Source organism: uncultured Algibacter sp. (genome assembly GCF_905480415.1).
Taxonomy (GTDB): Bacteria; Bacteroidota; Bacteroidia; order Flavobacteriales; family Flavobacteriaceae; genus Algibacter_B.
The window spans coordinates 1-19,763 of record NZ_CAJQQI010000044.1; the positions used below are offsets into that span (position 1 = coordinate 1).

At 33.4% G+C, this 19,763-nt stretch carries 19 protein-coding genes and 1 pseudogene; 10 read left to right on the plus strand and 10 right to left on the minus strand.

The features are described from left to right. The 3 genes from QZ260_RS03610 to rsxA all read left to right on the plus strand — a co-directional run. The coding region (locus QZ260_RS03610; RefSeq protein WP_295982816.1) for an RnfABCDGE type electron transport complex subunit G at nt 1-458 on the plus strand (458 nt) is incomplete at its 5' end. Between the two features lie 5 nt (nt 459-463). Then, nucleotides 464-1,066, plus strand: a complete 603-nt coding sequence (locus tag QZ260_RS03615; RefSeq protein WP_295982818.1) for an electron transport complex subunit E — start codon at nt 464-466, stop codon at nt 1,064-1,066. Nucleotides 1,067-1,068: 2 nt separating this feature from the next. Next, complete coding sequence (gene rsxA, locus QZ260_RS03620; RefSeq protein WP_295982821.1) at nt 1,069-1,644, plus strand: electron transport complex subunit RsxA; 576 nt, start codon at nt 1,069-1,071, stop codon at nt 1,642-1,644. A 31-nt stretch (nt 1,645-1,675) separates the two neighbouring features. Here rsxA and QZ260_RS03625 read toward each other — a convergent pair whose 3' ends face one another. The 3 genes from QZ260_RS03625 to QZ260_RS03635 form a co-directional block, all read right to left on the minus strand. After that, nucleotides 1,676-2,416 carry a class I SAM-dependent methyltransferase gene (locus QZ260_RS03625; RefSeq protein WP_295982822.1) on the minus strand — a complete coding sequence of 247 codons (741 nt, stop codon included), beginning with the start codon at nt 2,414-2,416 and terminating at the stop codon, nt 1,676-1,678. Nucleotides 2,417-2,612: 196 nt separating this feature from the next. Then, nucleotides 2,613-3,626: a 2-oxoacid:ferredoxin oxidoreductase subunit beta gene (locus tag QZ260_RS03630; protein WP_295982825.1), complete on the minus strand. Its 1,014-nt coding sequence runs from the start codon at nt 3,624-3,626 to the stop codon at nt 2,613-2,615. A 2-nt stretch (nt 3,627-3,628) separates the two neighbouring features. Next, nucleotides 3,629-5,497, minus strand: a complete 1,869-nt coding sequence (locus tag QZ260_RS03635) for a 2-oxoacid:acceptor oxidoreductase subunit alpha (RefSeq protein ID WP_295982826.1) — start codon at nt 5,495-5,497, stop codon at nt 3,629-3,631. Nucleotides 5,498-5,638: 141 nt separating this feature from the next. On the opposite strand from QZ260_RS03635, the gene QZ260_RS03640 reads away from it, so the two are divergent. The 3 genes from QZ260_RS03640 (at nt 5,639) to QZ260_RS03650 (ending at nt 10,295) form a co-directional block, all read left to right on the plus strand. Next, nucleotides 5,639-5,989, plus strand: a complete 351-nt coding sequence (locus tag QZ260_RS03640; protein WP_295982829.1) for a 4Fe-4S dicluster domain-containing protein — start codon at nt 5,639-5,641, stop codon at nt 5,987-5,989. 309 nt (nt 5,990-6,298) lie between these two features. Continuing rightward, on the plus strand, nt 6,299-9,829 hold the full coding sequence (nifJ, locus tag QZ260_RS03645; RefSeq protein WP_295982831.1) for a pyruvate:ferredoxin (flavodoxin) oxidoreductase: 3,531 nt from the start codon (nt 6,299-6,301) through the stop codon (nt 9,827-9,829). Between the two features lie 88 nt (nt 9,830-9,917). After that, entirely contained in the window at nt 9,918-10,295 is a 378-nt protein-coding gene (locus QZ260_RS03650; RefSeq protein WP_295982833.1) for a HEPN domain-containing protein, read from the plus strand. A gap of 109 nt (nt 10,296-10,404) precedes the next feature. On the opposite strand, the gene QZ260_RS03655 is transcribed toward QZ260_RS03650, so the two are convergent. The 5 genes from QZ260_RS03655 to trmB form a co-directional block, all read right to left on the minus strand. Continuing rightward, nucleotides 10,405-10,647: a NifU family protein gene (locus QZ260_RS03655; RefSeq protein WP_271559905.1), complete on the minus strand. Its 243-nt coding sequence runs from the start codon at nt 10,645-10,647 to the stop codon at nt 10,405-10,407. A gap of 55 nt (nt 10,648-10,702) precedes the next feature. After that, nucleotides 10,703-11,839 (minus strand): Mrp/NBP35 family ATP-binding protein, encoded by a 1,137-nt coding sequence (locus QZ260_RS03660; RefSeq protein WP_295982835.1) that lies wholly within the window; start codon nt 11,837-11,839, stop codon nt 10,703-10,705. Between the two features lie 140 nt (nt 11,840-11,979). Further along, nucleotides 11,980-12,312, minus strand: a complete 333-nt coding sequence (locus tag QZ260_RS03665) for an MGMT family protein (RefSeq protein ID WP_295982837.1) — start codon at nt 12,310-12,312, stop codon at nt 11,980-11,982. A gap of 1 nt (nt 12,313) precedes the next feature. Next, nucleotides 12,314-12,943 carry a LysE family transporter gene (locus QZ260_RS03670; RefSeq protein WP_295982839.1) on the minus strand — a complete coding sequence of 210 codons (630 nt, stop codon included), beginning with the start codon at nt 12,941-12,943 and terminating at the stop codon, nt 12,314-12,316. A 2-nt stretch (nt 12,944-12,945) separates the two neighbouring features. Next, the gene (gene trmB, locus QZ260_RS03675) at nt 12,946-13,620 is read right to left on the minus strand and encodes a tRNA (guanosine(46)-N7)-methyltransferase TrmB (RefSeq protein WP_295982841.1); all 675 of its coding nucleotides are present in this window, start codon (nt 13,618-13,620) and stop codon (nt 12,946-12,948) included. Between the two features lie 258 nt (nt 13,621-13,878). On the opposite strand from trmB, the gene QZ260_RS03680 reads away from it, so the two are divergent. After that, entirely contained in the window at nt 13,879-14,925 is a 1,047-nt protein-coding gene (locus tag QZ260_RS03680; protein WP_295982844.1) for a glycosyltransferase, read from the plus strand. Here QZ260_RS03680 and QZ260_RS03685 read toward each other — a convergent pair. Together QZ260_RS03685 and QZ260_RS03690 are read right to left on the minus strand one after the other, a co-directional pair. Then, complete coding sequence (locus QZ260_RS03685; RefSeq protein WP_295982847.1) at nt 14,908-15,951, minus strand: ATP-binding protein; 1,044 nt, start codon at nt 15,949-15,951, stop codon at nt 14,908-14,910. The two genes, QZ260_RS03680 and QZ260_RS03685, sit on opposite strands and share 18 nt — an antisense overlap. Further along, nucleotides 15,951-16,631, minus strand: a complete 681-nt coding sequence (locus QZ260_RS03690) for a response regulator transcription factor (RefSeq protein ID WP_295982849.1) — start codon at nt 16,629-16,631, stop codon at nt 15,951-15,953. Before QZ260_RS03690 ends, QZ260_RS03685 begins: the two co-directional genes overlap by 1 nt. A 193-nt stretch (nt 16,632-16,824) precedes the next feature. On the opposite strand from QZ260_RS03690, the gene QZ260_RS03695 reads away from it, so the two are divergent. The 3 genes and pseudogenes from QZ260_RS03695 to QZ260_RS03705 all read left to right on the plus strand — a co-directional run. Further along, nucleotides 16,825-17,166 (plus strand): T9SS type A sorting domain-containing protein, encoded by a 342-nt coding sequence (locus QZ260_RS03695; RefSeq protein ID WP_295982852.1) that lies wholly within the window; start codon nt 16,825-16,827, stop codon nt 17,164-17,166. Between the two features lie 179 nt (nt 17,167-17,345). Then, a complete protein-coding gene (locus QZ260_RS03700) occupies nt 17,346-19,121 on the plus strand; it encodes a T9SS type A sorting domain-containing protein (protein ID WP_295982855.1) in 1,776 nt (591 codons plus the stop codon). Nucleotides 19,122-19,202: 81 nt separating this feature from the next. Then, nucleotides 19,203-19,763 (plus strand): annotated as a pseudogene (locus QZ260_RS03705) (acyl transferase); the annotation flags it as partial.

A 19,763-nucleotide genomic window follows, 5' to 3' on the forward strand; every position in this document is an offset into this window, starting at 1 on the left:
AACGAAAAGTTAATGCTTTAAAACAAGTATTACCAGAATTCAATAACAATCCAGTAGAACTAGTTAAACTTATTAAATCTGACAAGGCAAAAGATAGTATTGAAATTTATACTGGAATGATGGATGACAAACCTATTGGAATTGCGGTTATTGGTTCTTCTGAAAAAGGATATAGTGGCTTGGTAAAAATAATGGTTGGATTTAATCTAGATGCAAGTATCAAAAATATTGTAGTACTCGAGCAAAAGGAAACTCCTGGTTTGGGAACTAAAATGAAGGGCGAAAAATTCATGAGACAGTTTAGAGTTAAAAGACCCTCCGAATTCAAATTAAAACCTAAAAAAGATGGTGGTGATGTAGATGCCATATCTGGAGCAACTATTTCCACACGTGCTTTTTGTGAAGCTACTCAAATGGCTTACGATGTGTTTGTAGAAACTAACCCATCTAAAAATTAGATATCATGGCAGAGAAACTAACTCAAAAGCAAAACTTTTTAAAAGGGATTATAAAAGACAATCCCGTTTTCGTCATGTTGTTAGGTATGTGTCCAACTTTGGGAGTTACCTCATCGGCTTTTAATGGCTTGGGAATGGGAATCGCAACATTGTTTGTATTACTGATGTCGAATATAGTGGTATCCTTGATTAAATCGCAAATACCAAGTAAAGTCAGAATCCCTGCATTTATTATCATCATTGCGTCTTTCGTTACGATTGTGGAGATGGTTTTAGAAGCCTACATACCTTTCTTGTTTGAACAATTAGGGATCTTTATCCCATTGATTGTTGTAAACTGTTTAATATTAGGTAGAGCTGAAGCTTTTGCCTCAAAAAACAATTTAATGTCATCTATAATTGATGCCTTAGGTATGGGAATTGGGTTTACAATTGCCCTAACAGCTTTAGGAGCGATACGCGAAATATTGGGAAGCGGAAGCATTTTCGATTGGAGATTTGTGTCAGAAGATGCAAACACAATGTTACTATTCATTTTACCTCCAGGCGCTTTTATTGCATTGGCATATTTATCTGTAGTGTTCAACAAAATATCTAAAACAAATTAAAAATGGAGTATATTTTAATACTTATAGCAGCCGTTTTTGTAAACAACATTGTACTATCTCAGTTTTTAGGGATATGTCCATTTTTAGGTGTTTCTAACAAAGTATCCACATCCATCGGAATGTCAGGTGCCGTATTATTTGTAATGACCATTGCTACTACAGTGACCTATTTATTACATGAGTATATTTTAGTTCCTACTGGATTAAATTATTTAAGAACTATCACTTTTATTTTAGTCATTGCAGCTTTAGTGCAAATGGTAGAAATTATTCTAAAAAAAGTGAGTCCGCCGCTATATCAAGCATTAGGTGTATTTCTTCCATTAATTACTACTAACTGTGCTGTTCTAGGTGTCGCCATATTGGCATTAGGATTAGAAAATAGCACCTTAGTTAAAGCTGTGTTTTTTGCAATTTCAAACTCTATTGGTTTCGCTCTCGCTTTAATTGTTTTTGCAAGTATTAGAGAGCAACTAGAACTTGCAGATATCCCAGAAAGAATGAAAGGCGTTCCAATAAACTTGTTGGTAGCAGGACTTTTATCTTTAGCTTTTTTAGGATTTACAGGGTTGGTTTAAGATAGTATTGATAATAATCCTTTTGTCCATTCTATAATTCTTTTGTTATTACAACCACAAGGTTCGGGGATTCATCAGGATTAAAAGTATGTTTCTTCAGATTTCCATATACGTCAATATTAAAACCTATTTCTTTTGCTATTTTATTGAAATCATTTTCTGAATGAGGATATAATTTCGTTATAATTTGGCTTTTCTGTTGATTTTTTTTGTCAACCTTATCAATGATAAAATCAAAATCATTGTTGTTGATGTTGTATTTTCTGATTATGGATACCTCATCATTTTCAAATACATTAAGTATATGGGTGCCACCTTTAGGTAGTTTGGCATAATTTACAATTTGGAATAATGCACTTCCTCCATTATTTAACATACTGAAGATTGTTGACATTAAAATCCTTAATTCTAACACATTGATATTAGCAATGGTATTACCCAACGATACTATAAAATCGTAATTTTTGTCTTTTACATTGAATGCTGTTAATCCTGATTCAATAAAATTAATATTGGTATCAAATTTTTTCGCATTTTTTATGGCTTTTTGCAACATTCCGCTCGAGTGGTCAACTGCATCGACTTGTATACCCAGTTTTGACAAGGCAATGGCATCTGCTCCAGTACCACACCCTAAATCAAGGGCTGTTTTATAATTACTTGCAAGAAAGTTTTTTATGAAGGAAATCTTGTTTTTTAGTGCACTCTCAAAATTAGTCATCAAATCATAATCATCGGAAAGTTCATCAAAAAATTGGCTATTGGTTTTCATATCTTTTTCTTGAAGTCAGTAAATATTAGGCTTTTTAAGATATCTGAATAAAAAAATTCAGCATGAGGTTATTTAATAAGGTTTTTGTCAGTTTTACTCTATTTTATTGAAAAAACAATGGTGTCCCTTACTATTTAGTTGTAAAGTTTAAAAAAATAAACAAATGCCCTACTCAATAAAATCAACTAAAATGAAACTATTTTACCTCATAAATTTCTCCCGAAAAGAAGAGATCATCAGTTTTTGTGAATTTTGAATTTGATTTTACTTCTTTAGTCAAAGCATCTTCTCTTTCTTCCAATGTAACATCATCAAAACGTCTTATAATACCTGTCACTAAGGGATATTCTAATCTAACTAGCATTTGATGCAAGGTTGGATCTTCTTCTTTTGCATTATGAAGTAAAATATCTGCTTCCATAATACCATTTTCTCCAATGGTAACAACTTCTATTTTCAACCCATTTAACACCAATCCCTTATCTCTATTTTTTCCAAAAATCATAGGTTTCCCATGTTCAACAAACAACTGTTTATCTTCTCGGATATTTTTATCGGTATATTGGCTAAAACAACCATCATTAAAAATCACGCAATTTTGTAATACTTCTATTAACGAAGTACCATTAAATGTTTCGGCATCTATAAACATTTGTGTCATTTCCTTTGGAGTATTTCCTCCTATTCTTGCAAAAAATCTAGCTCGTGCACCAATGGCTAATTCTCCAGGTTGGAAAGGTGGCTGCGTATTTCCGTAAGGTGATGATTTTGTTTTTTGACCAACAAGAGACGTAGGTGAAAATTGGCCTTTAGTTAAACCGTAAATTTCATTATTAAACAATATAATATTTAAGTTTATATTTCTACGTAACACATGAATAAAATGATTACCCCCAATAGCCATAGAATCGCCATCACCAGTAATTACCCAAACACTTAGATCTGGATTTGCCAGTTTAACTCCAGATGCTATTGCTGGGGCTCTACCATGAATACTATGCATACCATAAGTATCCATATAATAGGGAAATCTTGAGGAACATCCTATCCCAGAAATAAAGACAACATCTTCCTTCTTTACACCCATTTCTGGCAGTGCTTTTTGCATTGAACGTAAAATAACATAATCATCGCAACCTGGACACCAGCGTACCTCTTGATTGCTTGCAAAATCTTTAAATGTATACTTTTTTACAACTGTTGTTTCCATGACTATTCTACTAATTTTTTGAATTCTGTGATGAGTTCATTATTTCCAAAAGGCAATCCTTGTACTTTGTTGTATTGTAAAAGTCCGTTTATATTAAAATGCATTCTTAAAATATTTACAAATTGACCATTGTTTAACTCGCAAACCACAATCTTTTTAAACTTACTTAAAACGTCTTCTGTATTTTTTGGTAATGGATTTATATAATTAAAATGGGCATATCCAATTTTATTGTAGCCTTCACTATTTAATTGCTTTACTGCAGAATGTAAACTGCCATATGTTCCTCCCCATCCAACAACTAGTAAATCTCCTGAATCGGCAAATTCTGTTGTTAAACCAGGTATATAATTTTGTACGCGCTCAATTTTTTCAGCTCTAATATTCGTCATGAATTCATGATTCTCTGGAACATGTGATACATCACCTGTAATTCTATCTTTTTCTAAACCTCCAATTCTATGCTCTAAACCAAAAGTGCCTGGAACTGCCCAATTACGTGCTAGTGTCTCTTCATTTCTATCATATGGATGCCAGTTTTCTGTCACCTTAGTAACTTTATTGTTTTTAATTTCAGGCATTTCGGCAACTCTCTTTATTTTCCAAGGTTCCGATCCATTAGCAATGTACCCGTCAGTTAGTAAAATAACAGGAGTCATATGTTCTAAAGCTAATTTCGCAGCTTGATATGCATAATTAAAACAATTAGAAGGCGTACTGGCAGCCAAAACTATTACGGGGCTTTCTCCATTTCTACCATACATAGCCTGCATTAAATCTGATTGTTCTGTTTTAGTTGGCAGACCTGTTGATGGTCCACCCCGTTGCACATTTACCACAACTAATGGTAATTCAACCATCATAGCTAAGCCTAATGCTTCACCTTTTAGAGCTAAACCAGGGCCTGAGGTAGTTGTAATTGCTAAATCCCCAGCAAATGAAGCTCCAATAGCAGATGTTACACCTGCAATTTCATCTTCAGCCTGAAAAGCTTTTACTCCAAAATGTTTATGTTTAACAAGTTCATGCAAAATATCTGTGGCAGGAGTAATTGGATATGATCCTAAAAATAATTCTAATCCTGATTTTTCTGCTGCAGCTAGGAATCCCCATGCAGTGGCAGTATTACCACTAATAATCCTGTAGGTACCCGATTTCATTTTAGCAGGCGAAATTGAATAGGCATTAGGAATTAACTCTAATGTTTCCGCATAATAATATCCTGCATTTAAAACTTTTGTATTTGATTCGATTAAATGTGGTTTGGATGCGAATTTTTTCTTAAAAAAATCAATTGTATGCTCTGGTGAGCGATCATACATCCAATACACAATTCCTAAAGCAAACATATTTTTACTTCGGATAATACTTTTATTATCTAAGTTCTCAATATCTTTTAAAGCCGCTTTAGTTAATGAAGACATAGATACTTCTATGACTCTATAATTTTCTAAACTACCATCTTTAAGAGGATTAGTTTCATATTTTGCTTTTTCTAAATTCTTCTTTGTGAATGAATCTATATCAACAATAATTGTATGTCCAGGTTTTACTGAATATATATTAGTTTTTAAACCTGCAGGATTCATCGCAACCAACAAATCTACGTCATCTCCCGGGGTACTAATTTCAATACTTCCTATATGAACTTGAAACCCTGAAACACCGTACAAACTTCCTTGCGGCGCTCTTATTTCCGAAGGGTAATTAGGGAATGTTGCCACATCATTACCAAACATAGCAGATGTGTCTGAAAATTGTGAACCTGTTAATTGCATGCCATCGCCCGAATCGCCTACAAATCTTATAACTACAGCATCCAATATTTCGTGCTGAAGTTTTTTATTATCTGTAATTTTATTAGCCATCATAAGAAATTAATTGATAAAAAAACATCTTAAAACAAGACGTTCTATGTAAATATAATTTACATTTTTTAGTTTAAACGTGATAAAAATCATGTTTAATTCATAAAATGAAATATACTTTTACTTATCTAAATATTTTAAATTATGGCGATTATTATAACCGACGAATGCATTAATTGCGACGCATGTATTGTAGAATGTCCTAATAATGCAATTTATGAGCCCGATCAAGAATGGGCCTATTCTGATGAAACCGAGTTAAGTGGAATGACAACTTCTCCTAATGGAGATGAAGTAGATGCGGATGCTATGAATGAACCCGTATCTGATGAATTCTATTTCATTGTTCCAGAAAAATGTACCGAATGTAAGGGATTTCACGACGAACCACAATGTGCTTCAGTATGTCCTGTTGACTGTTGTGTACCTGATGAAAATCATGTTGAAACCGAAGATGCTTTATTAGAGAAAAAAGCTTGGTTGCATGCTGAATAACATTTTCAAGAATTAGAGTTTCTTTAATTATGTGAGATTTCAACTTTTCATAGTTGAAGTTAAACGTAAAAGTTGAGGGTTTCATAAAATTATGAAACCCTCAACTTTTTTTAATTATTCCGTTCATATGACAATTATCATAATCTATTCACACTATCATCTTTAACTTTATACTCAATTTACTTGAATGGCCTATAGGTTTTGGTCCATAAAAAAATCTTGTTAGGTCTACACACAATTAGAAATTTTGTAAAGAGTCTTAAATCTGACTTTTTGTGAATTTCATATTATTTAATAAGATATCATATTATGAAAAAAGATTTTCCAAAACTAATTTGTGATGCTAATGAGGCTGTTGCCAGAGTTGCTCATAAAACAAATGAGGTGTGTGCTATTTATCCAATAACACCCGCATCACCTATGGGCGAGCACGTGGATGTTTATAGTTCAAAAGGACAGATGAATATTTGGGACAATATCCCAAGAATTGTTGAAATGCAGAGTGAAGGCGGCGCTGCCGGGGCCGTTCATGGTTCTTTACAAGCAGGTGCACTAACAACTACATTTACAGCATCACAGGGGTTATTACTAATGATTCCTAATATGTATAAAATGGCGGGTGAATTATTACCCTCTGTAATACATGTAGCGGCAAGAACGATTGCAACACATGCACTTTCAATTTTTGGTGACCATTCAGATGTTATGGCTACTAGACAAACCGGATTCTCCATGTTATTTGGCGGGTCTGTTCAAGAAGCCCAAGATTTTGCTCTGATTTCTCAAGTTGCTACATTAAAATCAAGAGTGCCTTTCCTAAATATTTTTGATGGCTTTAGAACGTCTCACGAAATTTCTAAAATAGATGGTATTACTGATGATATCATTACTGCCATGATGCCAGAAGACGCTATTATGGATCACAAAAAACGTTCTCTTGATCCGGATCATCCAGTAATTAGAGGTACTTCTCAAAACCCAGATGTATTCTTCCAAGCGAGAGAGGCTGCCAATACATTTTACGAAAAAGTTCCAGGAATTGTTGAAGAAACAATGAATGAATTCTATGAGCATACTGGTCGTAGATATAGCCTATTCTATTATGAAGGTCATCCAGAAGCAGAACGCGTTATTATACTAATGGGTTCTGGTGAAGGTGCTGCTAGAGAAGCAGTAGAAGCCATGGTGAAAAACGGCGAAAAAGTAGGCGTATTATTTGTGCGCTTATTTAGACCCTTTTCTATAAAACACTTTGTTAATGAATTGCCTGAAACCGTTAAAAAAATAGCAGTTCTTGATAGAACTAAAGAACCAGGAAGTGTTGGCGAACCTTTATACCAAGATGTTATTACAGCATTAAACGAAAGCGACAGAGCTATGCCTGTTGTAGTTGGTGGCCGTTACGGTTTATCTTCAAAAGAGTTTACACCTAAAATGGTTAAAGGTGTTTATGACGAATTATTAGATGACAAACCAAAAAATCACTTTACCGTTGGTATTAATGACGATATCACTTTTACAAGTTTACCAATTGATGACTCTTTTACAATAGAACGTAATACCATTAATTGTATGTTTTATGGTTTAGGATCTGATGGTACTGTTGGTGCTAATAAAAACTCCATTAAAATTATTGGAGACACAACAGATAACTTTGTGCAAGGCTACTTTGTTTACGACTCTAAAAAAGCAGGTGCTCAAACCATTTCTCACTTGCGCTTTGGGCCAAAACCAATATACTCTTCATACTTAATTGATAAAGCAGATTTTATTGCTAGTCATCAATATAAGTTTATTAAAAAGTATAATATGGTTGCTGATTTAAAACATGGAGGAACCTTCTTATTAAACTCTCCATATCCTAAAGATGAAATATGGAATCATTTACCTAAGAGAATTCAAAAAGAAATCATCGAAAAAGAAGCTAATTTCTATGTGATTGATGCCACAAAAGTAGCAGCAGAATCCAATCTTGGTAAACGGACAAATACCGTATTACAAACTTGTTTCTTTGCAATCTCAGGTATTTTACCAAAAGAGGAAGCCATTCAACGCATTAAAGATGCGATTGTAAAATCTTACTCTCATAAAGGTGAAAAGATTGTTCAGATGAATTTTAAGGCTGTTGATAATTCTCTTGCTAATCTTGAACAAGTAGATTATCCAAAAGAAGCTACAAGCGAAAGACATTTAGAAACCGCTATGCACAATGCTCCTGATGGATTTGTTACTGAAGTCTTAGAAAAAATATTAGGTGGATTTGGAGATGAGCTACCTGTAAGTGCGTTCCCGGTGGATGGCACATTCCCTACAGGAACCAGTCAATTCGAAAAAAGTGGTATTGCTGATATAGTTCCGGTTTGGGATGATATAGATTTATGTACGCAATGTAATAAGTGTGTCGCTATTTGTCCGCATGCTGCTATTAGAGCAAAAGTTGTTAGTAATGACGAATTAGCCAATAAACCTGCTTCTCTAAAAACAGTTGCAGCAAAAGGGAGACCTTTTAATAAAGACGAAGAGTCTTATGTGCTTCAAGTATCTCCTCAAGATTGTACAGGCTGTGACCTATGTGTTGCTGTTTGTCCGGCTGTAAGTAAAGAGGATTCAGACTTTAAAGCCATTAACATGCACAAAAAGCTTAAAGTTGAAGCCGTTGAAGATGTCAATTGGGATTACTTTATTGATTTACCTGATTATAATAGAACGGAGTTACAAATAACAAATATAAAAGGATCTCAATTCCTTGAACCTTTATTTGAATTCTCTGGAGCGTGTTCTGGTTGCGGTGAAACACCATATATTAAATTACTAACACAACTTTATGGAGATAGTATATTAATTGCAAATGCCACAGGATGTTCTTCAATTTATGGCGGGAATTTACCAACGACACCATATAAAACGAATGAATTTGGACGAGGTCCTGCTTGGGCCAATTCTTTATTTGAAGATAATGCTGAATTTGGTTTAGGGATGAAATTGGCTCTAAGTAAGAAACAGGAAATTTCCGTTAACTTACTTAAATCGATTGAAAATGAAGTTGGAAAAGACTTGGTTGATGCAATTCTAAATAATCCTGAAAAAACGGAAGCTGAAAAAGCAGAAAACTTCAAAAATTTAGATAAATTAAAAATCAAGCTAGCTAGTATTGATCATAAAAACGCTAAAAAATTGTCTCAACTCACTGAATATCTGCGTAAAAAATCAGTGTGGATTTTAGGTGGAGACGGTTGGGCTTACGATATTGGGTTTGGTGGCGTAGATCATATCTTAGCAACTGGAGAGGATATCAACATTATGGTATTAGATACCGAAGTGTATTCTAACACAGGTGGACAAACATCTAAAGCGACACCGTTAGGCGCAAGTGCAAAATTCTCAGTTTCTGGTAAACGTACAAGTAAAAAGAGTTTAGCGTTGCAAGCCGTTTCTTATGAAAATGTTTATGTTGCTCAAATTGCTATAGGAGCAAAAGATCTTCAAACGCTTAAGGCAATTGAAGAAGCTGAAGCTTATCCGGGACCATCCATAATAATCGCTTACTCACATTGTGGAGAACACGGTTACGATTTAGCAGATGGAGCAGCACAGCAAGAAAAAGCGGTAGAAAGTGGATATTGGCCATTATTCAGATTTAACCCTTCTAAACCAAAAGGTAAGAAGTTTAAATTAGATTCTAAAGCACCTTCAATTCCTCTTAAAGACTTTATGTATAACGAAACGCGCTTTTCTAGAGTCGTTAAAGACGATGCTGAACTTGGAGCTAAGCTTCTCGAGCAAGCTCAATTTGAGGTTAATTCTAAATGGGAACGTTTAGAGCTTTATAGAGATATGTAAATATTCTTTTAGGCTATATTCAAATATAAAAATCATTCTCCATGCTGTATTTATAGCATGGAGAATGAATAATATTAATTAATTTACTATGGAAAATGAAGCCATCAAATTCTTTGTAAATGCTGCTCAAAAATTGAATCAAGCTAACAAAGAGTTGTTCAAACCAGAAGAAGATATTGTAACTTATTTAGTTTGCAAGAATTCACAGTATGCCGTTGAAAATTATTTAAAAGGCTATCTTTTTAAAGAAGGCATCAAACCTAATGAAGATGAGACTATTGATAGTCTTTATGAGCAATGTAAAAAAATAAACAAAAATTTTGAAAACATAGATTTGTCAGACTTTAATTGTAAATCTTCTCGTAATTTAGAAACAAAATATTGTGATAATGTTTCAAAAGTTAACACCTGTTTTGATGCAGCAGATAACTTAGACACATTTCTTAAAAGGGAGAAAATTATTTAATCCAAAACTTCTATAGATTAAATGAAACCTTAAAACGAGTATCATTTAATTGGTTACTTCTTTTTTAACCAATAAGATTTCTATGGTTAAAATATTTTGAACTTATTGTTTATCCATCAATATTGATAACCTGTTCTATTTGTGGCGCATACTTTTTAATAGTCATTTCTACTCCAGATTTTAATGTCATTTGATTAACACTACAACCTACACAGGCACCTTGAAGTTGCACCTTAACTAGATTGTCATTTTCAATAGACAATAATGAAATATCGCCACCATCACTTTGTAAAAACGGACGAATTTCGTCTAACGCTTTTTCTACATTTAATCTAAGTTCTTCTGAAGTCATCTATTCTTTTTCCTCACCCTGCCCGTCTCTCTTAAGGAAAGGGAAAATGAATTTATTATTTTTTTACTGATGAACAACCTGCCATAGTTGTAATTTTAATAGCTTCGGTTGGTGGTAAATCGTCATGTCTTTTTACAACTTCCTCCACTACATTCTGAGTTATTTTCTCAAAAGCTTTCTCTAACGGTGTTCCCGTTTGTAAAGCCGCTGGTCTACCAACATCTCCTGCCTCTCTAATACTTTGTACTAGTGGTAATTCTCCTAGAAATGGTACTTGTAAATCTTCAGCTAAATTTTTGGCACCTTCTTTTCCAAAGATAAAATATTTATTATCCGGCAATTCAGCAGGTGTAAAATATGCCATATTTTCAATAATTCCTAATACAGGCACATTAATACTTTCTTGCTGAAACATGGCTACCCCTTTTTTAGCATCAGCCAGTGCCACATTTTGAGGTGTGCTGACTATAACGGCACCCGTTATTGGTAACGACTGCATAATGCTTAAATGAATATCCCCGGTTCCAGGAGGTAAATCAATTAACATAAAATCTAACTCACCCCAGTGTGCATCAAAAATCATTTGATTTAAAGCTTTTGCTGCCATTGGTCCTCGCCAAACTACTGCCTGATCAGGCTGTGTAAAAAACCCGATTGATAATATTTTAACCCCATAGTTCTCTACCGGTTTCATTTTAGATTTACCATCAACATTCACTGCCAAAGGTTTTTCAGCCTCTACATCAAACATAATTGGAATAGACGGCCCATAAATATCAGCATCTAACACACCAACTTTAAAGCCCATTTTCGACAAAGTGACCGCCATATTTGCGGTTACAGTCGATTTACCAACACCACCTTTACCCGACGCTATGGCAATTATATTTCGAAGGCCTTGAACTGGCTTTCCTTTTATGACATTAGCTTTTGGGTTTTCAGGAGCTTCAACTTTTACATTAATTGTAATTTTAGCCTTTTCGTAAACCTGCTCATGAATGGTTTTTAAAATATCAACTTCGGTTCGCTTCTTTGCTTGTAAACTAGGATTTTGTATTGTAATATCTACAATAACCTCATCGCCAAAAGTGATAACATTTTTAACCGCTCCGCTCTCTATCATATTTTGCCCTTCTCCAGGAACAGTAATACTTTCAAGCGCTTTTAAAATATCTTGTTTATTTAACTTCATTGCTTCTATTAAGAATCATTCTAAAGGCAAAGATAGACAATAAAGGTAGAAAATGGAAGCCTATAGTTAGAAGTTTTAACGATATAGTTATTTGGATTTATTATTGAATTTAGATCTGAAAATTTTGAAAAATTAGGAGATTAGTCCAATTCCTTAGAAGGATCCCAATACACCTTTTGTAAATCCTGAATTTGATTTTCAGTAACCTGAACACCTTCACTTTCTAATAACTGTTGCATCAAATTTGTGCCATCAAAATGATGCTTTCCTGTTAGCAACCCTTTTCTATTTACAACACGATGCGCGGGCACATCTTTACCATGTGAACCGTTCATAGCATAGCCTACCATCCTCGCGCTTCTTGCTGCTCCTAAATACGTTGCAATTGCCCCATAACTAGTTACTCTGCCATATGGGATACGTTTTGCAACTTCGTAAACTTTATCAAAAAAATTTAGGGTTTCCAGTTTCAATTTATAAGTCTTGAATGATGTTAATCAATGTAACTATAGAAATAACACCTGTAATTCCTCCAATAATTCGGTTCATGTTTTTTTGCGAGGTGAATGTTTTCCCTTTTACTTTATCAAAGAAAAAAATATACATGTAGAGCGTTACAAATGTTCCTGTAGCGGCTCCAATTACATAAGCCATGATGCTTGATTTTTCGAACGTCATCCAACCAAATGAAGCCAAAGTAATGGTCATATAAGCTTGATATGGTATTGGAAACACATTTATTATCGATAAAAAAATGCCTTGAAAAAATCGACTATGCTTACTCTTTATTTTAGGATCTATTTGTTGTTTAGGTGTTGACTTAGCTACAAACAAAAAATAAATAGTTATCAAGATAAAAATCACCAGAGCGACACTTCTTAAAACGCCAATAACTTCTGGATGCATGCTTAAATAACGCGCAAATATACTGGCTAAATAAGTCTGTATCAAAACGATTACACAAACACCAGCAGAAAACACCATCCCTCTTATATGGCCTTCTTTTAAGCTTATTTTGGCTGCTGTCATATTTAACAACCCTGGAGGAATGACTCCAATCATTGCAAAAAATAAACCCAAAAAGAAGATAATGGTTATGTTCACTATTATTTAATTTTGAATCTAATATAGGTAATTGGTTTGTCTTGCTCTAAATATTGCGATTCATAAAAAGTTTGGATACTAGTTACTTCTTCGGGACTACCTTCTTGTTTATACACATTATGGTTGGCATAAAGCACATCATGTCCTGCTCCGTGCAAGAGACCTAAAGTATAACCATGCATAAATTCGCTGTCGGTTTTTAAGTTTACAACACCTTCTGGTTTTAATATTTGCTTGTAACGCTCTAAAAATGTTGCGTTAGTCATGCGGTGCTTGGTGCGCTTATATTTTATTTGCGGATCGGGGAAAGTAATCCAAATTTCATCTACTTCATTTTCTGCAAATGCATGGTCAATTAGTTCTATTTGTGTGCGAAGAAAGGCTACGTTTGGAATATTTTCTTCAATAGCGGTTTTGGCACCTCTCCAAAAACGTGCCCCTTTAATATCGATACCAATAAAATTTTTGTCTGGATATTTTTGAGCTAATGCCACCGAATACTCACCTTTACCACACCCTAATTCTAAAACTAAAGGATTATTGTTTTTAAAAACTTCTTCCCTCCAATTTCCTTTTAGTTTAAAATTTGAACTAACCAACTCATCCCTTGTAGGTTGAACGACATTGGAAAATGTTTCGTTTTCGTTGAATCTTCTGAGTTTATTTTTGCTTCCCAAAGTTTATTAACTATTTATTATTACTTTATTTTGGTAAAATTAAGGAATTATACGAGAGCCTTATTATCTTATCTTTGAATTTAGCAAAAAAGCGCGTGAGGGATTGAAGCGGCATCCTTTATGTGAAGCAATGAAAGATGGATTTTAAACTTTTGAGTAAGTAACTAATTTTATAAATCCCGAAACAAATTCGGGACTGCTTCGCAGAAAGATATAGCGGAAAGCCCGACCCGTGTGGGCACGCCATAATACGTATTAATGAAAAAAAAAATTTTAGTTGCGCCCTTAAATTGGGGTCTTGGGCATGCTACGCGTTGTATACCTCTAATAAACGCTTTAATTGCTGAGGATTTTGTGCCCGTTATTGCTAGTGACGGAGCTGCTTTAACCTTGTTGCGTAAAGAATTTCCAGATCTTTCTACTCTAGAATTACCATCCTACAATATAACTTACACCAAAAACGGGAAGCTTTTTAAATTGAAACTTCTTAAGGATTTGCCAAAACTTTTAAAGGCGATTAAAGCAGAAAAAAAAGCCATAGCATCTATTTTAGAGCATAACACTATTTCTGGAATTATTTCTGATAATAGATTTGGGGTTAGAAACAAAAAAGTACCTTCTGTTTTTATGACACACCAATTGAACGTTTTAAGCGGTAACACCACTTGGTTCAGTACTAAAATTCATCAAAAAATTATAGAAAAATTTGATGCTTGTTGGATTCCTGATACCCAAGGGGAGATTAACTTAAGCGGGAAATTAGGTCATTTGAAAAAAATTAATGTTCCTACAACATATATTGGTCCTTTAAGCAGGTTTACCAATACTCGCATTGAAATTAAAAATGATTTAATGGTTTTAATTTCTGGTCCAGAACCTCAGCGTACTATGCTTAAAGAAAAGTTACTGCACGAATTAAAAGGTTACTCCGGAAAAGTGCTATTTGTTAGAGGCATTATGGAGAAAGAACAAACCATTAAGACTTTAGGAAATATCACTATTTATAACTTTATGACTTCTAGATTATTGGAAAAAAGTATTAACGAAAGTGCTTTAGTGATTTCAAGATCGGGTTACACAACGGTTATGGATTTAGCCAAACTTAATAAAAAGGCTTTTTTTATCCCTACACCAGGACAATTTGAACAAGAATACTTAGCAAAACGATTTACTGAAATGGGTTTAGTCCCTAGCTGTAAACAAAAGGATTTTAATTTAAAAAAGTTAGATAAAGTTAACGCTTATCAGGGTTTGAAAGCTTTTGATTTTAAAATTGATTATACCGATTTATTCAGCCTTTTCTAAAGTAAAAGAAAACTCGCTACCAACACCAAACTCACTTTCTACATAGATTTTTTCTCTATGCACCTCAATAATATGTTTTACAATGGAGAGCCCAAGACCTGAACCACCTTCTTTTCTTGAACCACTCTTATCTACACGGTAAAAACGCTCAAATAAACGCGGTATATGAATTTTTTCTATGCCTTCGCCATTATCAGTAATACGAACTATAACTTTATTTTTTATAAGATTTTCTATGCTCACTTCTGTGGTTCCTTTTTCACTTCCGTATTTTATAGAGTTTACTACTAAATTAGCCAAAACTTGCTGAATACGCTCTTTATCGGCGTTTACCATTATTGGATTAGGATACTCTTTATCAAAAATTAATGATGTTTTTTTTCTGCTAGCTTTAATTTCTAACATATCAAATACATTTTCGACCAACTCCACAATATTAAAAACTTCCATATTTAAACTTAAATCTCCAACTTCTAGTTTGGTAATCATGTCTAAATCTTTAATAATATAACCCAACCTTTCAATACCCTTGCTAGCTCTTTCAAGATACTTTTCACGAATATTTTTATCATCCATGGCACCGTCAAGCAATGTTAAAATATAACCTTGAACAGTAAATAGAGGCGTCTTTAATTCGTGGGATACATTCCCTAAAAACTCTTTTCTATACTCTTCTCTAACTTTTAGGGTTTCAATTTCAATTTTCTTGTCTCGGGCAAACTTATCTATTTCTTGAGTTAAGGTTTGCATATCTGTTGTAATTGGGCCTTTAGCCAAATTTACAGATTCAAGAAGTGTTAAGTCATCATAGATTTTTTTTACTCGTTTGTAAATAAATCGTTCTACATTGTATTGAATAATAATCGAGGAAAAGAGAAAGATACAAACAGAAAACACCAATGGGTAATACCATTCCAGATTACTAAAGTAATACAAAAAAACACTCATTAAGAGTGTTGTATATAACGTGATATATAATGCCGTACGAGCAGCAAATCGGTATGATTTTTTAAATTTTGCCTGCATTAATCTACAAACTTGTAGCCTACACCTTTTATGGTTTTAAAGCTATTATCTCCTAATTTCTCACGAAGCTTTCTAATGTGAACATCAATAGTTCTGCTACCAACAACAACTTCGCTACCCCAAACAGTATCAAGAATTTCATCCCTTTTAAACACTTTTCCTGGTTTGGACGCTAGTAAAGATAATAATTCAAATTCTTTTCTAGGTAAAATAATTTCTTTTCCTTCTGAAACAACTTTATATTCATCTCTGTTAATAATCAAGCTACCAACTTTAAGTGTGTCTTCAACATCTTCTTCCTTAAAACGTCTTAAAAGTGCTTTAACTTTACTTACTAATACTTTTGGTTTAATAGGTTTTGTAATATAATCGTCAGCACCTGCATCAAAACCAGCGACTTGAGAATAGTCTTCCCCTCTCGCTGTTAAAAATGTAATTATTGTGTTTTTTAGATCGGGATTTTTTCTAATAATTTCACAAGCTTCAATACCATCCATTTCAGGCATCATCAGATCTAATATAATTAAATGCGGAAGCTCTTTTTTTGCTTTTTCCACACCTTCCTGTCCATTCGCAGCGGTAATAACTTGATAACCTTCACTAGATAAATTGTAACCCACTATTTCTAAAATATCTGGCTCATCATCAACCAATAATATTTTAATATCCTTTTCTTTCATTAATGGTATTCTTGTTTATTGAAGTAAAGATAAGCTAATAACATGATTTTATTAAATTCTAGAAATTAATAACATTATGATAACAAACCCTTGACCTTAATTTAAACTTTCGACCAATTACCCTAATCTTTAACACTGTTTTGGCATCACTTTTGTACTAATTTAGTACCTTTATGTAACCAAATCATAGTGTATGAAAAACGTTTACTTTTTATTTTTATTCGTAGCCTTAACATGTTTTACATCCCATAATATGGATGCGCAAAACCATGTTATAAATCCCTCTACACAGACAAATATTGAAGGGTTATCTATTTACCCAAACCCTGTCAATAATCAAAGAACCTTTATAAACATTGCATCTAAACTAAGTTTAATTAAGAATATTGAAGTTTTTGATGTTTTAGGAAAACGTGTTTCTGCTGCCGTGTTATCCGGTAAAGAATTAAATATTTCTAATTTAAGAAAAGGCGTATATATTTTAAGAATTACCGAAAATAACATCAGCGAATCAAGAAAACTTGTAATAAAATAGATTAAAAAATTAATATGCTTAAAAAGCGTTGCCAGAAATGGTAACGCTTTTTTTTGTAAAATGGTTTTTAATCCGATTTAACAACTCTTTATGGGTTTTTGTTTTAATCAATTTTAATTATTCATAAATAATTCATAAATAATTCATAAATTATCAGCTTAACAATTAATTAATCAATTATGAAAAAACTTTACATTTTACTTTTTACAATTTTAATTTCTACGTTGTCTTTTGGGCAGACAACTATTTTTCAAGAATCTTTTGAAACGGGAAATAGCGGTACAACTTCTATTGATTGTAACGATGGTTCTGGCGACTTTTTCACAAGAACCGATGGGTCTGATATAAGCTCATCTTACCAAGTAAGTGGCGTTGATGGCGCTTTCTTTTTTGCAGCTCAAGATATCGATGCTACTGAGTGTGGAGGTTCTGGAGGTGATCTACAGACTTTACTTTTTGATGATATAGATATATCAACATTTTCAAACTTAACACTTGCTTTGCTTTTAGCTGAAGACGCACCATCTGATGGCAATTTTGATTGGGACGGTGGAGATTTGTTTTATGTAGAGGTTGATTATGACAACACAGGAAGTTATACTAAAATACTACAATTTGCTACAACAGCAACAACAGGATCGAATGTATCCTTACCTTCTCAAGATACTGATCTCGATGGGATTGGTGATGGGACTGAATTGAGTCCTACTTTTGGAGAATTTACAATTGCCTTAGGCACTGGTAATTTAGTTGATGTAAGATTAGTATTTGATGGATTAGGTTTTGGAGACGAAGATATTGCTGTAGATAACATTAGAATTATTGATGGTTTTGTTGTATCGCCCGCGATTACTATAGTTTCTCCTTTAGATACAACAGTATTTGCTCCCGGAACAACTAATGTAAATATTGAATGGACAACGGTTAATTTAGCAGGTGGAGAAACTGTTGATATCGACGTAAATGGAACAGTAACAACTGGAGTTACTAGTCCTTATGCTGTTACCACAACAGATGGTCAAGCATATAATATTACGGTTAATTTAATGGATGGAGCTAGTGTTGTAGATTTTGAAGGAGTAGATTTTAGTGTAGGAAGTTTAACTCAAGTTGCTGATGTAACTGCTCTAAAAGCAGATGTTGTTGATAATGGTCTTGGTAGATTTTATGAAATTACAGGAAGTTCCTTATTAACACACACGGATGGTTTTAGAAATAGAAAATGGATACAAGATACTGATATTAGTGGTGTATTAATTTATGATGCTTCTGGTGTTATTGCCACTACTTATGCAGTTGGGGATATGATTACTGGTTTAAAAGGATATACTACAGACTCGAATGGAGTATTAAGATTTATACCTACTAGTGATTCTGGTGTTATTGCCTCTTCAGGAAATCCTGTGGTACCGCAAACGGTTACCATATCAGATTTAAATACAACTCCAGATAATTATGAATCTGAATTAATTAAAATCGCTAATGTTACATTTCCTCAAGGCGATGGTACTTTAACTTTTTCTACTGGACAAAATTTTGATGTATTTGATGGTGCTTTAACTACTATAATGCGAACAGACTTTTTTGGCGCAGATTATATTGGTGAAATTATACCTCAATCGGCTTTAGATCTTGTTGGTGTTGCAGGTGAATTTCAGGGAACAGCTCAAATTTATGTAAGAAGTTTAGCTGATATTAATACCTTAGGAGTAAAAAACTTGAACGTTTCTAATTTCAGTTTATATCCAAACCCAACATCAACTGGTTTTGTAACTATTACTTCAAATAATAGTGATAGTATTCAAGCTCAAGTGTTTGATACTCTAGGAAAACAAGTTTTAAATAATACAATTTCTAATAATAGATTAAATGTTTCTAGCTTAAATGCGGGACTATATATCGTTAAGTTAACACAAGACAATACTTCTGTAACTAAAAAGCTAGTTATTAAGTAATTTATTTTTTCACTACTTTTAAAGAGCGTTACCTATGGTAGCGCTCTTTTATTTTCTATACTTTTGCTTATGTATAAAAGTATGATAGACACACATTCCATTTTTAACATAAAAAATCAAAGTGAATTTAAAGATTTAGCTCTAAACATTTTCAAATATCAATTTGAAAACAATAGGGTTTATAGGTCGTTTTGCGATTTGCTATACAAACACCCGAGTGAGGTAAACACTTTAAAAGATATCCCTTTTATACCAATTCAGTTTTTTAAAACGCGAGACGTATTAAGTTCTAAAGCACCAATTAAAACGACATTTACCAGTTCTGGAACTTCTGGAAGCGAAACCAGCAAGCATCATGTTACCGATTTAAATATTTACCAACAAAGTTTCACAAAGGGGTTTGAACAATTTTATGGAGCTATTGAAGATTATGTAATACTAGGCTTATTACCTTCTTATTTAGAGCGTGAGGGATCTTCTTTAATCTATATGGTAGATAGTATGATTAACACATCTAAGCATCCAGAAAGCGGCTTCTATTTGAATAACCTTTCGGAATTGCAAGAGACATTAACAACATTAGATTCCGAAGGCAAAAAAGTATTACTTATAGGCGTTTCTTTTGCTTTATTAGATTTAGTT

Coding starts and splice junctions, on each gene's coding strand:
- QZ260_RS03615 (WP_295982818.1), top strand. CDS start 464: ATGGCAGAGAAACTAACTCAAAAGCAAAACTTTTTAAAAGGGATTATA.
- rsxA (WP_295982821.1), top strand. CDS start 1,069: ATGGAGTATATTTTAATACTTATAGCAGCCGTTTTTGTAAACAACATT.
- QZ260_RS03625 (WP_295982822.1), bottom strand. CDS start 2,416: ATGAAAACCAATAGCCAATTTTTTGATGAACTTTCCGATGATTATGAT.
- QZ260_RS03630 (WP_295982825.1), bottom strand. CDS start 3,626: ATGGAAACAACAGTTGTAAAAAAGTATACATTTAAAGATTTTGCAAGC.
- QZ260_RS03635 (WP_295982826.1), bottom strand. CDS start 5,497: ATGATGGCTAATAAAATTACAGATAATAAAAAACTTCAGCACGAAATA.
- QZ260_RS03640 (WP_295982829.1), top strand. CDS start 5,639: ATGGCGATTATTATAACCGACGAATGCATTAATTGCGACGCATGTATT.
- nifJ (WP_295982831.1), top strand. CDS start 6,299: ATGAAAAAAGATTTTCCAAAACTAATTTGTGATGCTAATGAGGCTGTT.
- QZ260_RS03650 (WP_295982833.1), top strand. CDS start 9,918: ATGGAAAATGAAGCCATCAAATTCTTTGTAAATGCTGCTCAAAAATTG.
- QZ260_RS03655 (WP_271559905.1), bottom strand. CDS start 10,647: ATGACTTCAGAAGAACTTAGATTAAATGTAGAAAAAGCGTTAGACGAA.
- QZ260_RS03660 (WP_295982835.1), bottom strand. CDS start 11,839: ATGAAGTTAAATAAACAAGATATTTTAAAAGCGCTTGAAAGTATTACT.
- QZ260_RS03680 (WP_295982844.1), top strand. CDS start 13,879: ATGAAAAAAAAAATTTTAGTTGCGCCCTTAAATTGGGGTCTTGGGCAT.
- QZ260_RS03685 (WP_295982847.1), bottom strand. CDS start 15,951: ATGCAGGCAAAATTTAAAAAATCATACCGATTTGCTGCTCGTACGGCA.
- QZ260_RS03690 (WP_295982849.1), bottom strand. CDS start 16,631: ATGAAAGAAAAGGATATTAAAATATTATTGGTTGATGATGAGCCAGAT.
- QZ260_RS03695 (WP_295982852.1), top strand. CDS start 16,825: ATGAAAAACGTTTACTTTTTATTTTTATTCGTAGCCTTAACATGTTTT.
- QZ260_RS03700 (WP_295982855.1), top strand. CDS start 17,346: ATGAAAAAACTTTACATTTTACTTTTTACAATTTTAATTTCTACGTTG.